Below are 16672 nucleotides of genomic sequence, written 5' to 3' on the forward strand. Positions count from 1 at the left end.
AAACGCATATTGATCAAATATGGGCAAAATGTGGCATAAACAGATAAAAACAAGGCGATTTTATGGCCTGATGGGGCTATTTTCTTCACCAGACGCATTGTAGTTCATGGTATAATAAGACCAATTTTTGTTATGTCACCAACTGTATCATGGTGCAGAACCAATCCCAGGGCCCATTGCATCGGCTTGCGTTTGTTAAAGGAGATACTATGAACAATAATGACTTTCCAACAGCCTCCACACCAGAAACACTGGCTCATGAAGCCAGTTGCATGAAGGTATTGATGACGTTGATACTAAAATCTATCGGCCAGGCTGATGCAGGCAAAGTTATCATTAGCATGGAAAAATACGCAGCACAACTGGAAGACCCTGCTCAGGCAGAAATATTTAGTACCACCATTAATCAAATCAAAACCGTTTACCGCCGCTAATCAAAGCCCATCGGCCAACAGCATAGTGATAAAGGTCCGATGGGTATAAAATCTTTTCCTTCAAAAAATAAACAGACATAAATAATAGTGAACTCCGGTTCGGGGAAGTTATATATCCTAAACAATTCGAGTTTTAGACGACACGCCTACGCCTTGAAGTACAATAGATACATTTAATCTAATATAGATTGTTATCGAATAAACAATAAAACGAGAAGTCTAATAAGTTTTATTTTTAATCAATTAATTTCCCAAAAATAACAATTAAATCAGTTTTGAAATCAAATGGCAGGAATTGTTTGATGAAACTTGCTTTAGGCAATTAAAAGAAGTGTTGGTGGGTCGTATAGGGCTCGAACCTATGACCAATTGATTAAGAGTCAACTGCTCTACCAACTGAGCTAACGACCCAACGGGGACGGATTATTCTCTTCTTAACGTCATCTGTCAAACAGTTCATCTTCTTTTTTCAGAAGTCAGAGTATTCCTCAAACATCTTGTAACCTATCACGATTTTCCCTTCTGGCCTCAACAAGATACCTATGGTTAATATTTCTTCTGACGGAAACGTTTGCTCCTGACAGACTGGAGAGGCGCTGCAACACATCATCAGATGAATACCGTGTTACTATTAAACACTGTGACTTTTTTATATCTCACGGGTGGCAGGAACAGCAAACCTGTCAAACCCCACTATGACAGACACAATCCGGAAATAATATTACATGACAGAACAAACGCATCATATCCCAGGCACAACAGGGCACAGCGACCTACGGCGCAATCTGACCAATCGCCATATTCAGTTGATCGCCATCGGTGGCGCAATTGGTACAGGCTTGTTTATGGGGTCGGGAAAAACCATCAGCCTTGCTGGCCCATCAATTATCTTTGTTTACATGATAATCGGGTTCATGCTGTTTTTTGTCATGCGCGCCATGGGGGAATTGTTACTTTCCGATCTCAATTACAAATCGTTCAGTGACTTCGCCGCCGACCTGCTAGGACCATGGGCAGGCTTTTTTACCGGTTGGACTTACTGGTTTTGCTGGGTTGTAACAGGTATTGCCGATGTTGTCGCCATCAGTGCTTACGCACAGTTCTGGTTCCCTGAGCTGTCGCAATGGCTCAGTTCTCTGCTATGCGTTCTGCTACTTTTGACCTTAAATCTGGCTACCGTCAAGCTGTTTGGCGAAATGGAATTTTGGTTCGCCATGATCAAAATTGTTGCTATCGTCACGCTGATCATCATTGGCGTTGGGCTGGTCATCATGAACTTTACCTCACCATCCGGTGCCGTGGCATCCGTGACCAACCTGTGGCAGGACGGTGGACTTTTTCCGAAAGGACTCAGCGGTTTTTTCGCTGGTTTTCAAATCGCTGTGTTTGCATTTGTCGGCATTGAACTGGTCGGTACTACAGCTGCGGAAACTAAAAATCCGACAGTGGTTTTGCCACGAGCAATCAACGCTATACCGATACGTATCATTATGTTTTATGTATTTGCGTTGATGATGATTATGTCGGTTACTCCATGGAGCCATATTGCAGCAGACCGCAGCCCGTTTGTTGAGATGTTTGTATTAGTAGGTTTTCCGGCCGCAGCCAGCGTCATTAACTTCGTAGTACTCACATCAGCAGCATCTTCAGCTAATAGCGGCGTGTTCTCGACTAGCCGTATGTTATTTGGGCTAGCCAGACAAGGTGATGCACCAGCGCGTTTTGGCCAGCTATCAAAACGTGCGGTGCCCTCAGCAGGGCTCCTTTTTTCGTGCCTGTGCCTGCTCTCAGGTGTTGTGCTGATCTACTTGATTCCGAATGTCATGACAGTTTTTACGCTGGTCACCACCGTATCTGCCATTCTTTTCATGTTCGTGTGGAGTATTATCCTGTGCTCTTACCTGGTGTACCGCAAGCATCGGCCACAGTTGCACCACGCATCTTCATATAAAATGCCATGGGGAATGGTGATGAGCTGGGCCTGTCTGGCTTTCTTTGCTTTCGTGCTGATATTACTGACATTGCAACCAGATACGTTGCAGGCATTGATAGTCACACCTATGTGGTTTGTGGTTCTGGCGATCACCTACTTCTTCATTCGCCATGGTAGAGCCAACGCTGATTCTCAAGCGTAGCACTCAGTACCAGCGCCAATTTAAAACAGTGCCAGATCCAATACGGTCAGCTACACCTGATGACATAGCTGACCGTATCCGATTAAACACTTACTGTTTGTCGTACACCATTCACTGCGTTTTTAGCCTGTTCGCACTGATTCAAAATAGTTTGTGCGTGCGAATACAGAATCTTGCCCGCTTCTGTCGGCGTCACGCCACGACGACTACGGACCAGCAGTTGCTTCTCCATTTCGCTTTCGAGCGTAGCAACTTGCTGGCTCAGCGCTGGTTGCGCAATATGCAACATTTCAGCAGCTTGGGTCAGGCTACCAATATCAACGATTTTCACAAAGTATTTGAGCCGTCTCAGATTCATGTGTACCTCCCGAATAGTTACAGCTAATGTAGCTGCAAGAAGCGCGCCAGATTATTTTATTATTATCGAAAAAAATGCGGCGCCGTCTTAACATGCTTAAAAATAAGTAAAAGCAATGGCGATAGCAGCAACAGTAACAATGCTAATCCTCTCATCATAATCGATAGTATGTCAGCGCAGCCTCAGTTTGCACCAAAATGGTGCAGAAATTGCTATCTGAAAGTGCACGCATTAGTCAATCACTCATCATCTGGCGCAAAAAACACCAACTACCGCAGTAATTTCAACAATTTGATTATAAGTTCATCAAACAGTTACACCTTGCGTCATCATGCTTTGACAAGTAATCAGGCTATCGCTATCATCCACACCACTAGCGATTCCTCTGTAGTTCAGTCGGTAGAACGGCGGACTGTTAATCCGTATGTCACTGGTTCGAGTCCAGTCAGAGGAGCCAAGTTCTTGTTTTCATGCGGCTTTGCGAATCCTTATATGATTCGGATTCAATAAGTTAGCGTGAAATATCTTCCCGATGCATTTTCAGTTTTCCCTCTGCATCGGGAGAATTTGGTGGTCAGATTTGGGGTCAGGTTGGTTCGATGACGGAGTGACCCCCACATGTCTCTTAATGATTCAAAAATCCGCAACGTAAAATCCTTAGAAAAACCTTTCAAAGTATCTGATTCACACGGTTTGTACCTGCTGGTTAATCCCGGTGGTTCGCGTCTCTGGTATCTCAAATATCGCATCAACGGAAAAGAATCCCGTCTTGGCTTAGGTGCCGACCCCGATGTGTCGCTGGCTGAGGCGCGTCAACAGCGTGACGGCATCCGTAAACTGCTGGCGCAGAATATCAACCCCGCACACCAGCGAGCGGCAAAAAAAGCACCCCGCTCACCAGAAAAATCATTCAGGGACGTAACGCTGGACTGGCACAAGAGCAACCGGACATGGTCGGAGAACCATGCCGCCCGTCTGCTTGCCAGCATGAACAACCATATCTTTCCGGTCATCGGGCACCTGCCTGTTACGGAGCTGAACCCCCGTCATTTCATCAGCCTGCTGAAAGGCATCGAGAAAAAAGGGCTGCTGGAAGTGGCGTCCCGTACCCGGCAGCACCTGTGCAACATCATGCGCCATGCCGTGCATCAGGAACTGATTGAAAATAATCCGGCGGCCAGTCTGGACGGTATTATCGCCCCATCTGTTAAACGCCACTACCCTGCCCTGCCGCTGGAGCAACTACCGGAACTGTTGACTCAGATTGAGGACTACCAGCAAGGACGGGAATTAACCCGGCTGGCCGTATCGCTCACCCTGCATCTGTTTATCCGCTCCAGCGAACTGCGTTTTGCCCGCTGGTCGGAAATTGATTTCAGAAACCACATCTGGACTATTCCCACCACCCGTGAAGCTATCCCCGGCGTGCGTTATTCCGGGCGTGGCGCGAAAATGCGTACCCCGCATATCGTTCCCCTCTCCCGTCAGTCCATCTCTATTTTGAAACAGATACGGAACATATCCGGGCATCAGGTGCTGGTATTCCCCGGTGATCACAATCCATATAAGCCGATGTGCGAAAACACGGTCAATAAAGCGTTGCGTCTGATGGGTTATGACACCAAAAATGACATCTGCGGCCACGGATTTCGGGCAATGGCTTGCAGCGCCCTGATGGAATCCGGCATGTGGTCACAAGATGCAGTTGAGCGCCAGATGAGCCATCAGGAACGCAACAGCGTGCGAGCGGCGTACATCCATAAAGCGGAATATCTGGATGCCCGAAAAGCGATGATGCAATGGTGGTCTGATTATCTGGATATGAACCGGGAAAGATACGTTGCACCCTATGTTTATGCGCAAGAATGCAGGGAGCGCGAAGCAAACCGCATCACTGGTTAGCAAAAGGTCTTCGCTATTGTCCCCTGTGCATTCCACAGGGGACAAATCGTATTGACCACGGTTAACCTTTGGGTTCGATGCCTCGGGTCTGGCGTTATTTGCGTGGCTTACGCGTTATCCACGTAGTGAATGTCTTGTCACCATCTTTAGATGGAATGCAGTAAAAACGCATTGAGCCACAGGCTCATTGCCGGAGTAAACAGCGTATGCCCCGCCATGACTGGCGGGGTCTGGTGTCTGACCGTCAGGCCAATGGTTTGCTGCGCGACCAGATCAACTGGTGCTTGCCATCCTCTTCTTCTATCAGGCGAGCATAGAGGGTTGCCGGGAAGGAAGGATCGTCGAGCATCACCGACAGGTAAGGCCGTTCGGCCTTGCTGATTTTCTGCCATGCCGCGCCGATGTCATAACCACCGATGGTCTGAATGAGGAAGTCAGGGGCAAGCTCACCGCCTTTGTCTCTGGGGACAAACTTGACCTTGACGTTCAGGGTCAGGGTGCGGACGGTGCCAGTGAAGCCGTTGTTTTGTGCAGTGAAGGTGCCGATGTTAGCCATGATATTGCTCCTTTCGGATTTTCAAGGTCGCGCCCGTCGCGTCCTTGTTGTGATACAACCGGCAGGAGCCGGGCTGGCCGCATCGCTTGCGACCGCAACACCGTGAAGGACCGGAAGAGGCAAAGAATTTGCTGCGCGAGGAAGGCGCTTGCACCGGGGAAATTGTTTGCCTCTTCCGGTTGCGGCCATGAAGCCCGGCTCCTGCAAGGATTCACAACGTACGCAAGGACGCATGGGCTGACCGATCCAAAAGGCGCAATGGCTGACCCGGCTTTGCTCGCACAAGCGGCTTTACCTGTGCCTCTCCTGATGCGGTCAAGGTCATCATCCCCACGACAGGCTACTTGCCCTGCTGACCGCCCCTCGGTGCAAACAGCTTATGGCATCAATCCGGTCATCAGGCCGGACGGCATATCGGTGACGCCTCCTTCATGACCACAACGCCATCATCGCCAGTGGTCACCTCCATGCAACCTGACGCAGCAAATTATGGCAAACGAAAGCCCCCGTCATTCACGACGGGGCATCCTTTGCTGTTTGGGGTATCCTTATGGCAGCTTAGCTCGGTTCGGTATTTCCGCCTGGATAGTCGCAAACACCCTACATTCATAACCGGCCAGCCTGACATGTCAATTCCCTTAAATTAAGTCATTACCTCACATCCACGATTTAATTTTTATAAGAAATAAATTCAACATTAAGACAAATCAAAAAAACACTCACAATAAATTAAAATCATGAGCGACACCTTATTAGAAAAATGCATCATCCATACATCATTTAATATTAAAAAACAGCCATTAACCATTCCGTACACTCAAAAAATCAGGATTAACACGCGATGACCAATAATAACAAAATTAAATACACCCCCATGACAAACTATATCAATTAAAGTAATTCCCATAAATTCAATCTTACAAAGCAGTTCTGAGCTGTACATACGCAGCATGAAGCTATTGATGGCATCAGTTAAAAATTAAAAAGCAAGTATCTCTGGCGCTACAGTGCTGCTATGGCAGGCGGTAGCCCACCTGTAATAAAGACCACTTCACTTCTCATAGATTTGTTATCTATTTTATTTAAAAAAATAAAAATGAATAAAATATCAATATTTAATAATTGATAATTTTATTTTAAATGGATTTAAATTTAATAAATCAGGCATTCCCACACATATTTTTCATTTATCGCAACGTAACTCGCCATTAACCTTAAAAATACAAATAACATAAACCTGACCATTCTTATCAAACCTTTTCCTCTCTACAAATTCACATATAACCCCGGATAATAGAAAACATCAAAATAACAAGAAAAATAAACATCTTCAGCTTCAAAAATATAGAATTAAATACTCACATGTTATTTTTATCATAAAATATTTCAAAGCGGGTTTCGCATTTGCCTGCTGATAACTTTAATTCCGACAGGATTTATTAACCAAAAAAATCATTCTCTACACACAGGAAAGGTTGTCATGCATAAGGAGATTAGATCATGCCAAAAAAAACCTTCCTTTTAAACACTAAAAGCACTATGCCTGAATGGATGACTATACAGGAGGCCGTCAGAATAACTAAGAAAATAAAAAAAATAAAATTGACAGACAGTGATATTTATCGCCATGCTTTATATGGAGACATCAACCTTTCCATCTACTTCCAGTCACCGATTGTTTTAAGAAAAATACGAACGCTGGATAATAAATTAAAATTACGGCCAGTCGGGCACGTATTCATCAACCAACTCTGTTTACTTGATCGAAACAGTTTCCTTAGCAAACGAGAGCTTATTCTCAGTACCGAGGGGAGATACATTACCCCCACACAACCAATTATTGATACACCATTAGCGGGATACGAATACGTTATGGTACAGTGCTTGCTTGCCCACTCTCTGCACATTCCATTGCCAAACACCGGTACAAATGAGATCAATTATGGTATATCCGTGACTCTTTCAGGAGAGATATTTCAGGTATTCGAAAAGCTCACATGGCAGGAAAGAATAAATAAGCAAATCATGCGACTTCCCAAAGATATGTCCCCTGACATTCATGAAATAACTTTACAACAAAACATGAATCCAGACCGCCGAAAGGATTATTTTCCAATTCATGACCTACCGCAAGACGCCTGCTTTGTCATCAGGCATACTGAACTGGAAAAGTTAATCAACATGCTGACCAAAAACAAAGCCCCCTCTCTATCTTCCACGCGGATATCCACGCCGTTATCTCGATTATTCTGGCTCGCCTGTAAACATAATGAAGCTATTAGCCCTTTAATCAGGCAGCCCTATAAACTGCTGTCCATTTTTGAGCAATGGGCATCAACCGATGGTATAACCGACCATCTGAGCGGCGATACGCTAAAAACAGCACTGGAGCGAGGCTCCCCAACATCCATTTCGACATCCAATTAACATGGCATTCCTCATTCAATTTAGGCTGTATCCCTGATTGCCTACGTGGTGGAAAATCACACAACATTGACAGGTAATGGATATCTTCACAGTTCTGGTCACAGCATTGGCCTGCACCGCCCAAACGGTTCGTAACGATAGAACCAGTCTCACCATAGGCTATCCGCTACTCTGGGCTGATTACGGCTACCTTCAGTACTGCCATACTGGGGTAGTAGCCCTTCGTCCAATAAACGCTTTGGGGGTGCGGACAATCCTCCTGAGAGTCCAGGAAATCATCCGTCCCCATCCCACGCAGGGTAGACAAAAACAGAAAAACCCAGACCGGAGTCCAGGTTTGAAACAGGGTGGTATGGTACTTCGACAGCAGCACGCCCCCACAATCCACCGTGTCGCCCTGCCACGCCAATGGCAAACCATCCACTTTAGCGGTTGATGAACCTACTGTGCGGATGGCTACCATGCCCGGTATCCGACACTCCTGTTGCTGCCCTTCTTAACCCGGTTCAGCACAGGCGTGGCTACCTGTCGGCAGGAGGGTATTTTTCCTGAGTATGCCGGAACCGAGAACGGGGAGCACGTGGGATTAGCTGCCCCTGCTCATCAAAATAGCGGCTCGGCCAAATCTCATAGGCCGTCACGCCCAGCGCCTCAGCAATCAACTGCTCCCCTTTGGGCCATGGCCGGCTAAGCGCACTCCCCAGCGTGGAGGAATTCAACCCGGCTGCCCGCGACACAGTGGCCAGCGTGGTCCCCCGTTTATGAAGCCTGGCAATGATGTCAGAAGAATGCCAGTCGATATTGACCATTTTATTTATCTCATTCAAAGACTTGAAGTCCGATAAGGATACGTAAATACATATCATCTTTAGTAAATCTAAAGATGCATCTTAAGGAATGCTAAAGATGATGTCAATATAACCAATAACAGGAAAAGTTATGGTGCCGAAGCGTCTAAGGGCCGCACGAGAACGTGCAGAAATTTCTCAGGAGGAACTGGCGATAGCAGCCGGAATTTCTGAGGAGACGGGCTACTCAAGAATGTCGCACTATGAGAATGGCAGGCATAGACCAAAATTCGAGCTGATATGCACTCTTGCCAAAATCCTGGACGTACCAGAAGGATACTTCTACACGCTGGACGACAGCTTTGCCGAAGCAATGCTGAAACTGTATGCCGGTGAGTTGGTTCAATGGCAAAAAAAAACATCTAATTAGTTGAAAAATTAGATAACCCTGTAAATTCAAACTACCATCTTTATGAACTCTAAAGATAAAACTTATTGAGCAATGCTAAAGATCCCCGTGAAATCCTCATTGGGAGCAAAGCATGATCCCCAAAAGACTCAAAGAAGCACGCATTCGCGCTAAGCTCACTCAGGAAAAACTGGGTGTACTGGCCGGGCTTGAAGAAGCTACAGCCTACTCACGCTTGTCTCATTATGAAAACGGTACGCACAAGCCCACGTTTGAGCTGGTATGCGAGTTTGCCCGTGTATTGGACGTGCCGGAATGCTACTTCTATATAGTGGATGACACGTTTGCGCAAGACGTGCTTGAGTTATTTCGAAGCAAGAAGATTCATTAGGATTAGGCTCTGCCCTTTAGTTTGACAGCCGATTTAAAAATAGGCTCATCGCAAATCAGCGTGAGCCATAATAATCCCCGGAAAAGATGGGGCCTGTTCATCAATGTGTTTCAGTCACGGCGGTTCTCAGAGTATAGCGGGTACTGACTTTCATCAGCCAGTAGAACAGGCTGGCTACCAGTAGTGAATTCAGTGCCGGAATTCCCCAAGTTGTATAAAACCCGATACCTGCGCCTGCCAGACTGGCAATAATTGCCGACCAGCCAATATGCGAAGCGCTATCAGGAAGCTCACCGCGATGACGGCTGGCATCCAGCAACGCTCGGCTACTCCTCAAAACATAATAATCAACCAGCATGACCCCTATCACTGGCGGGAAAAACACGCCAAGCAGTGTCAGAAAATCAACAAATCTATCCAATATACCAATCACAGATAAAGTAGTGCCGATAGCCCCAATAGTCAGGGTGATGGATTTATAACCCAACTTTTTACCACACAGACCTTCTATCGCGTTGGCAACTCCCAGCGCAGACGAATACAAGTTGATATCGTTGATGCGCAACGTGGAAAAAACAACAGTGACCAGCCCTATTCCACCTGCCGTCTGCGACATGATTGTCACAATATCGGCAGTATTCAGCGCACGCGCTATCAGTATAGCCAGACCGTTAACGATGAACTCACCGACAATAATGGTCAGCATGGTTATCCAGAAAACATGGCGTCCGCTGCGAACGTACCTCGTCAGATCCGGCGTAATCAGCGTAGCAACAATACAACCACCTACAACCATTGTCGCACCGGCACTGACTGAGACTGCAGCACCCGCCCCTGCCCCTTGTAGTAACTGGCTAAAACTGTGTCCTGTCAGGGTCATAACCGAAATATAGGCCACAACCAGAATAAACAGCGGGACAGCAATACGGGCGGTATATCGCAACGCACTGAAGCCAAATGTCACCAGTAGCGTCAGTGCTCCACCCGATAATGCAGCAGACCAGCCAAACCCAAGCTTGTCGCCCAACGCAAAATTCAGGGAGTTGGCAAATACCGCGTTCTGGACGCCAAACCATCCGATAAGACTAACCGCAACGGTCACGCCAATCAGTACCGATCCTACACGACCAAAACCACACCATCGTGCCAGCAAACTACCGGACAGCCCTTCCTTCATCCCCGCATAACCCAGCCCCAGTGTGACGACACCAAAAATCGCACTGCCGACAACAATTGCCAGAAAAGCGTCGCCGAGTGTCATTGAATGCCCTAACACTGCCCCCAACATAAACTGGTCCAGTGCGGTCAGCATGCCAAGATAAACCAAAGCAACATTCAGAAAAGGAAGTCTTGCCGTCACTGGCACACGACTGACCGGATAATCATTAATACTGTTCATGCCATTCCTGTTTTAATCGTGCTGATTATAAGAAAAGGGTGCCTTTAACAAGTAAGCTGGGAGGGATATACCCATGCAGGTTATTTTGATAGCAGTATTCTTCGAATTGCCTGAGATTATGCACCCCCACTTTTTGATACATCCGCTGAATTCGATTATCAATCGTTCGCTTTGCCAGGTTTTGTCTGGCGGCAATCTCTTCCTTGGAGAACTGGCACAACAATAAAAAAAGGGTTTCCATTTCAGTTGTACTGAACGGCCCTTCATAGCTGGTTGTCCATTCAACCGGAGCGAGCTGTTTAGCCGAGAGGTAGACCGGGGATAACGTCCGTATCGGGCGGGATGTCCAGAGCGTACCGATAATCTCCTTTTCTTCGGAAAAAAGCGGGATTTTTTCGCACAGGTAAGGAACCAGCTCGCGGCTGTCAAACCAGTTGTAGGTTTCGATAACGATGACACGCTCTCCATCGGCCTGCTCGGTACGCCGATCATGCTCCACCATTTCATCGGCAAAATCAGCCCATCCAACCGGGAATTCAGCATCCAGTCTGCCTTCAACGTTAAAATTTTTCGGCGTGTTGGTATAGGCATAGGCAGCAGAATTCATGTAGATATGTTTTGAGTCGAGATCTTTAATCCCCCAAGGTTCCCGTAGATTATTCAGCGCAGTAATTATTCCACCCAGATTATTCATGCTTCATCCTTTATTGAAAACTTAAACCATTCACACTTTATATCAAAGTAATTCTTGTTACATAGAGTCTTAACGACTCTTTTTATAAATAACCAAACTGGTTATTATCTTTTTCTGAATAACTTCAATTATGAAATCGAGTTATTACTTTATATTACTTAATTAGCCTGTTAATTAATTTAACATGAGGTAATCTATGGATATCAAAAAAGACTGGCACAATGCCGATATTATTGCTGAACTCAGGAAAAAAGGTACCTCTATGTCGGCAGTATCACGCAAAGCGGGTTTGAGTTCGACCACCTTAGCGAATGCATTGTTTCGCCCCTGGCCAAAAGGTGAATGGCTAATTGCCACTGCTATAGGTGTCCCACCTGAAGATATCTGGCCCAGTCGATATTTTGATAATGGAGTTCTGATTGACAGAAAAAAAAGAATGCGGAATAAGCAACATAATGTCGATTATTTCGAGCAGCCTATTCTGGTTAAATAAACTCTGGGTTATACAAAAAATAATTACGCGATACAGTCTAAAAGTCCGTATTAAGGATGGTGATATCCGTAATACGGGCTCATCAACTTCCACTCCATCCCTCGCTGTGTTTTTTTGTCGTCTCCGGGCATATGCCATTCTGCACTGGAGTAACCTATGACATCTCATCAATTATTACGTCTGAGACAAGTGGAAGAAAAAACCGGCCTGAAGCGCTCGCAAATCTATTTGTATATGAAAGACGGAGCCTTTCCGGCTTCAATAAAGATTGGTCCCGCCAGCGTAGCCTGGCTCGAATCTGAAATTGACGAGTGGATTAATCTCAAATTAGCTAACCGCTTAATGCGCTGATGGAGGATATCGTCTTATGATCCCCTCGCTGAATTATGCGGTGTTAACAAACGCCCTTGCTGCGCTCAAGGACGGTAATTTTCGTTATTGTGAGACGTTAGGGTTCACATTTGACGAATTAAATGCCCTCAATCAGCTCTCCCTCGACGAACTGTTTATCGTCAGCCGGGCATCGGCGCAATTTATGGCGGTAACTGTCCGCCATGACGTCCTACAGCAGATTCTGACGTTATCCCGCAAGGAAGTGCTGCGCCAACAACAGATTAACCGTGCCATCCGGTTAGGAGGATCAATCGCTCTCCTGCACCACTTCTTTGGCCTCACATCAAACGAGGTCTGCACTCGCCGCCGGTTGTTGGGTGTCACTATCCCTTATGGCCGAACGCCTATCCCCGATGAAGTCATTGATGCCGAAATCTGGCGGTTATGGCAGAAAAGCCGACCTGAAAACTTTGAAACGCCTGACGCACTGGAAGTGATGATGCAGATCACCGAAGCGTTGTCCTCTCGGAAGGAAGGGCCTTCGCTCACCGTTGTCTGGAACCGTATCACCCTTTGCGAAAAAGAAGCACCGAACAGGAGGACATCACATGCCAGATGAGATCGATCGCGATCAGGAATTTAATGAACAACGTCTGGAAGAGATGATTGAACAGAATCGTTTTAAACCAGCAACCACACCCTCATTACATTACTGTCGTTTGTGCGGTGAGCCTATTCCCGAGCAGCGGCGGCAAACGCTGCCGGGCGTGACAACCTGTACAGAATGCCAGACTATTCTTGAGCATCGTCAGCGCTGATAATATGTAAGCAGACGCACAGAGAATAGTGTTTCTCTGTGTGTCTGCTTATTATCTTAATAAAGATAACATTTGTTATAAGCGTTAAAACGATGAGCAAAAATCGTCGCCATTATTACTTATCTGCGTTAGCTCAGACTTGATATGAAGGTGTTTTGTGTTAGAGAATGATTAAGTTTGACAGTCGGCAATGAGCGAGGAGCGGATATTGGCCTTACAGGATATCTGAACCGTTCTCTGGATATTCTCTAAAAGCGAATGGTTTGGTTAAGTGGGATGCTTACAATACCTACTCGAAAGTGGCGCATTGCAAACTGTACGTCAGTAAAACGCCGATCACAGCGGCAGATTTACTGAATGATCGCGTGTTACCCTTTTATGAGTCACAAGGCTTGCCGATGCTGAGGATATTAACCGATCGCGGAACGGAATATTGTGGACGGATTGAACATCATGATTACCAGCTTTATCTGGCGATTAATGATATAGACCACACGAAGACCAAAGCGATGTCGCCACAAACCAACGGTATCTGCGAACGGTTCCATAAGACGATATTGCAGGAGTTTTATCAGGTGACATTCCGTAAAAAACTGTACGGAGACATTGATACTCTGCAATCAGATCTTGATGAATGGTTGCATTATTACAATAATGAACGAACTCATCAGGGAAAAATGTGCTGTGGGCGGACGCCGATGGAAACATTACTTGATGGAAAACGCATCTGGGCTGAGAAAAATTTAAGCCAGATGTAATCTGACAGACACCTGTATAAATAACCGGTAACTGTCAGATCAAGTCTGAGCTAATACAATTTATGTTGCAGCTTGAAGAGTATGAAATAAATTATCATACTCTCCAGAACTGTTATGGAAGATACCAGCTGATTTTTTTCCAAAGCTCGTTATCACTAAATTCTAATGCCGGATCAATTTCGATCCTTTCTTCGGAGATGAATTTTAAGTATGGAGCAACTAAAGGAACATCTTCAGGCTGAATTCCATATCGCATCAACATTATGTGAGCCTTATTGATTGTACCGTATCTTAGGAAATCAATGAAAACAGCAGCTCTTTGATCGTCGGTATCATTTAAATATAATTTGAATGCCCCTACGAAAACATCAGTAAGAGAGAATGAGATTACAGTATCAAGGTAGTCGTAAGTATCAAACACAACGGTATCATAGCTTACATCCCTTGAGTTTACAGAGTGAAATAGAGAGTAGGACCTAGTCAGATTGCTATCAGGTAATTTATTAGCTGGTTGGGAAAACCTTGAAATACCATTGTTATTACCATCTCTATCTGATATGTAGCTGTATCTTATTCCAACAATTTCTTTAAAACTTCGACCGGCCATTACAAGAAACATAATGTCAATTGCTGATTTGAATACATTTCTTTCACCGTCATATAACTCTCGGCCTAAAGATGCTTCATACAACGATAAGAAACAAGACTTGACTTCATCCCTTCTCTCTCTATTCTCAGGGCCAATTAGTTTACTACCAAACTGTTCGTTGAAAACGGCATCTAAAATAAATGTAATATTTTTATATATGTTATCATTCTGTAACCTTTCAATCTTGGATTCGGGAAGGTTTATATCCTCATTGAAAGTTTCATTAACGATGGATTTTATGAGTTCATGATTATCATTGTCTGAGTCAACTGGATTCTCTAATACTGACTTCTCTTCTAATTTGAATGGTGTTTTGACTCGGCGTGATAACAACTCTGCATTATGTGTATATACATATCCATAATCAAATTCTTTATTTTTTGATAAACGTCCACTGCGACCTATTAAGTTTTTAAATGCCAGACATCTTTTCTGTTCAGACCCGCCATACATCTTCATATTTGCAAGCCAGACTATATCAAATGGCATGTTGATACCTTGGGCTAACGTGCTGGTAGCAAAACAAATCCTAGCAAATCCGGCTTTAATAAATTTCTCAACTAAGTATCTAACTTCTAAAGGTACAGAACCATGGTGAATTACTACACCGATATTCAATAGTTCTACTAATACAGATCTATGGCCTTGGTTATTAGCGCCTAATATATCTCCGACGCTGTTAATTATTTTCAGCGCTTCTCTATCTACTATTTTTTTGAATTTAGCGGTGTGTTTCTTGAATTTGTTGATGAATTTCCCATCATAGACAGATTTTTTTGATACATAAATAAGGACTGATTTATTACCTGAAAATGCAAATTGTTCAAAGCTACCCGAAAAAGGTGCGGCTTTCTTTAACCAATGTCCCTTATTCATATATGGTGAAAAATAATAGTCATTGCCATTCTTATGCGCATAAATGAAAATTTTTCCTACAGTGTTATGAGCATAACTCCGAGAGTATTTTTCGGGGGTGTCGATATTGTGTTTTTTGAACTGAGCTTCGGGATTATCTACGAAAGGATGCGCAAAGATTAGTTTTGCTGTTGGAAAAAGTTTCTGTACGCGCCTAACGGTGACATCGAATATAACACCTCGATCTTGTTCTTCAGAAACTTGAGCTTCATCAAAAAAGAATAAATTAATATTTAGCTTTTTACTAAAGGTTGTTAGATCTTTTGTCCGTTCTGGCGTGAGAACAAATATTCTTCTTAAATTCCTGTTAGTATAGACATAATCTACAAAAGTACTAATCATCACATCTTTGTCATATTCAAAGTATCCTTTTAAGTTTTCAACGTACTCTGCTATTAATGCCCTCGATGGTACGACAATAACAGCATCGCCATCCTGTGTGCTGATGTATTCCTTTATTGAAAATGATTTCCCCGCACTTGTAGGCGCTGATATAGAAATGAATTGTTTTTCTTCAACAGCATCACGAATACTTGCCTGTACAGGAGTAAGATATTCACCGTACTGATTTTTGTACTGGTTTCCTATTGTCCCTAAAATGAATGAGTAGAGATTTGAAGGGGATTTATTTTTATAGAACAATCCCAAGGTAGATATTATGTTTTCCTCATGCTTTGCAAATTCCCCAGCATGAAATTCTTTATAATATGTTAACTTCTCGACCAACTTGTTATCAACTGGTCCTTTGCTATGCAAATCATCTAATATCTGTCCAATGGATTTATTTGGATCTTCGTCATTGATAATTTCTTGAATGCTTAACATTTTACACCCACCAAATATATAAAACTAACGCGATTTAATAATTCTATTTCCATAACGGTTTTAATCGCATTATCCATTATTATTTCAGGATTATCTGAGTTGATAGAGAAAGCTGCGATGATACCATAATTTTCTTCATCGAGATTTTTGATCGCGTCTTTATGACAAAGATTTACTAAATGAACGCGATCTCGGAAATGTTTATCTTGTGTGATAAAGTCATGTGCCTGACGGATCGCATTTCCGTGTGGGTTAATGGAGGCTGAGAATTTGGCTTCTCCGAAGTTTATAAGATTTCCAGTACATGTTGTATGAAAATCAAAACCCTCGTTTTGTTTTAATTGAGGTTTCCATAACTCAGCAATAGGTAGGGAAATGTGGTGTAATA

General features: G+C 44.3%; 16 protein-coding genes, 2 tRNA genes and 3 pseudogenes. 12 read left to right on the plus strand and 9 right to left on the minus strand.

Features of this window, described 5'->3' with window-relative positions; translation table 11 throughout:
• The first annotated feature begins 209 nt into the window (after positions 1-209).
• Positions 210-434, plus strand: coding sequence for a DUF2594 family protein (locus Dpoa2040_RS15630; protein WP_168641851.1), 225 nt, complete (start codon positions 210-212; stop codon positions 432-434).
• A gap of 335 nt (positions 435-769) precedes the next feature.
• Here Dpoa2040_RS15630 and Dpoa2040_RS15635 read toward each other — a convergent pair.
• Positions 770-845 (minus strand) — tRNA-Lys (locus Dpoa2040_RS15635).
• Between the two features lie 314 nt (positions 846-1159).
• Between Dpoa2040_RS15635 and cycA the strand changes: the two genes are divergently transcribed.
• Positions 1160-2569 (plus strand): D-serine/D-alanine/glycine transporter, encoded by a 1410-nt coding sequence (gene cycA / locus Dpoa2040_RS15640; protein WP_168641852.1) that lies wholly within the window; start codon positions 1160-1162, stop codon positions 2567-2569.
• Positions 2570-2660: 91 nt separating this feature from the next.
• Here the strand turns inward: cycA and Dpoa2040_RS15645 are convergent.
• Positions 2661-2927 (minus strand): annotated as a pseudogene (locus Dpoa2040_RS15645) (LysR family transcriptional regulator); the annotation flags it as partial.
• A gap of 381 nt (positions 2928-3308) precedes the next feature.
• Between Dpoa2040_RS15645 and Dpoa2040_RS15650 the strand changes: the two are divergent.
• Together Dpoa2040_RS15650 and Dpoa2040_RS15655 are read left to right on the plus strand one after the other, a co-directional pair.
• Positions 3309-3384 (plus strand) — tRNA-Asn (locus Dpoa2040_RS15650).
• Between the two features lie 161 nt (positions 3385-3545).
• A complete protein-coding gene (locus Dpoa2040_RS15655; protein ID WP_168641853.1) occupies positions 3546-4829 on the plus strand; it encodes an integrase arm-type DNA-binding domain-containing protein in 1284 nt (427 codons plus the stop codon).
• Positions 4830-5073: 244 nt separating this feature from the next.
• Here the strand turns inward: Dpoa2040_RS15655 and Dpoa2040_RS15660 are convergent, their stop codons facing one another.
• Entirely contained in the window at positions 5074-5385 is a 312-nt protein-coding gene (locus tag Dpoa2040_RS15660) for a DUF736 domain-containing protein (RefSeq protein WP_042871640.1), read from the minus strand.
• Positions 5386-6885: 1500 nt separating this feature from the next.
• On the opposite strand from Dpoa2040_RS15660, the gene Dpoa2040_RS15665 reads away from it, so the two are divergent.
• Entirely contained in the window at positions 6886-7812 is a 927-nt protein-coding gene (locus tag Dpoa2040_RS15665) for a hypothetical protein (protein ID WP_168641854.1), read from the plus strand.
• Between the two features lie 166 nt (positions 7813-7978).
• Here the strand turns inward: Dpoa2040_RS15665 and Dpoa2040_RS15670 are convergent, their stop codons facing one another.
• The gene (locus Dpoa2040_RS15670; protein WP_168641855.1) at positions 7979-8275 is read right to left on the minus strand and encodes a hypothetical protein; all 297 of its coding nucleotides are present in this window, start codon (positions 8273-8275) and stop codon (positions 7979-7981) included.
• A 58-nt stretch (positions 8276-8333) separates the two neighbouring features.
• On the minus strand, positions 8334-8621 hold the full coding sequence (locus Dpoa2040_RS15675; RefSeq protein ID WP_168641856.1) for a helix-turn-helix transcriptional regulator: 288 nt from the start codon (positions 8619-8621) through the stop codon (positions 8334-8336).
• A gap of 130 nt (positions 8622-8751) precedes the next feature.
• Between Dpoa2040_RS15675 and Dpoa2040_RS15680 the strand changes: the two genes are divergently transcribed.
• On the plus strand, positions 8752-9030 hold the full coding sequence (locus Dpoa2040_RS15680; RefSeq protein ID WP_168641857.1) for a helix-turn-helix transcriptional regulator: 279 nt from the start codon (positions 8752-8754) through the stop codon (positions 9028-9030).
• 112 nt (positions 9031-9142) lie between these two features.
• Positions 9143-9400, plus strand: a complete 258-nt coding sequence (locus Dpoa2040_RS15685; protein WP_168641858.1) for a helix-turn-helix transcriptional regulator — start codon at positions 9143-9145, stop codon at positions 9398-9400.
• A gap of 100 nt (positions 9401-9500) precedes the next feature.
• Here the strand turns inward: Dpoa2040_RS15685 and Dpoa2040_RS15690 are convergent, their stop codons facing one another.
• Together Dpoa2040_RS15690 and Dpoa2040_RS15695 are read right to left on the minus strand one after the other, a co-directional pair.
• On the minus strand, positions 9501-10799 hold the full coding sequence (locus Dpoa2040_RS15690; RefSeq protein WP_168641859.1) for a cytosine permease: 1299 nt from the start codon (positions 10797-10799) through the stop codon (positions 9501-9503).
• A gap of 25 nt (positions 10800-10824) precedes the next feature.
• Positions 10825-11493 carry a PAS domain-containing protein gene (locus Dpoa2040_RS15695; protein WP_168641860.1) on the minus strand — a complete coding sequence of 223 codons (669 nt, stop codon included), beginning with the start codon at positions 11491-11493 and terminating at the stop codon, positions 10825-10827.
• 196 nt (positions 11494-11689) lie between these two features.
• Between Dpoa2040_RS15695 and Dpoa2040_RS15700 the strand changes: the two genes are divergently transcribed.
• From Dpoa2040_RS15700 to Dpoa2040_RS15720, 5 genes and pseudogenes are all read left to right on the plus strand, one after another.
• Positions 11690-11986 carry a helix-turn-helix transcriptional regulator gene (locus Dpoa2040_RS15700; RefSeq protein ID WP_042871647.1) on the plus strand — a complete coding sequence of 99 codons (297 nt, stop codon included), beginning with the start codon at positions 11690-11692 and terminating at the stop codon, positions 11984-11986.
• 156 nt (positions 11987-12142) lie between these two features.
• Positions 12143-12337 carry an AlpA family transcriptional regulator gene (locus tag Dpoa2040_RS15705; RefSeq protein WP_168641861.1) on the plus strand — a complete coding sequence of 65 codons (195 nt, stop codon included), beginning with the start codon at positions 12143-12145 and terminating at the stop codon, positions 12335-12337.
• 16 nt (positions 12338-12353) lie between these two features.
• Positions 12354-12938 carry a DUF2857 domain-containing protein gene (locus tag Dpoa2040_RS15710; RefSeq protein ID WP_168641862.1) on the plus strand — a complete coding sequence of 195 codons (585 nt, stop codon included), beginning with the start codon at positions 12354-12356 and terminating at the stop codon, positions 12936-12938.
• The gene (locus Dpoa2040_RS15715; protein ID WP_044203170.1) at positions 12928-13137 is read left to right on the plus strand and encodes a TraR/DksA family transcriptional regulator; all 210 of its coding nucleotides are present in this window, start codon (positions 12928-12930) and stop codon (positions 13135-13137) included. Before Dpoa2040_RS15710 ends, Dpoa2040_RS15715 begins: the two co-directional genes overlap by 11 nt.
• 284 nt (positions 13138-13421) lie before the next feature.
• Positions 13422-13895: pseudogene (locus Dpoa2040_RS15720) on the plus strand (integrase core domain-containing protein); the annotation flags it as partial.
• Positions 13896-14007: 112 nt separating this feature from the next.
• Here the strand turns inward: Dpoa2040_RS15720 and Dpoa2040_RS15725 are convergent.
• Positions 14008-16284 carry a DEAD/DEAH box helicase gene (locus Dpoa2040_RS15725; protein WP_168641863.1) on the minus strand — a complete coding sequence of 759 codons (2277 nt, stop codon included), beginning with the start codon at positions 16282-16284 and terminating at the stop codon, positions 14008-14010.
• Positions 16278-16672: pseudogene (locus tag Dpoa2040_RS15730) on the minus strand (hypothetical protein); the annotation flags it as partial. The pseudogene Dpoa2040_RS15730 and the gene Dpoa2040_RS15725, both read right to left, overlap by 7 nt.

Source organism: Dickeya sp. CFBP 2040, assembly GCF_012273755.1.
GTDB lineage: Bacteria > Pseudomonadota > Gammaproteobacteria > Enterobacterales > Enterobacteriaceae > Dickeya > Dickeya poaceiphila.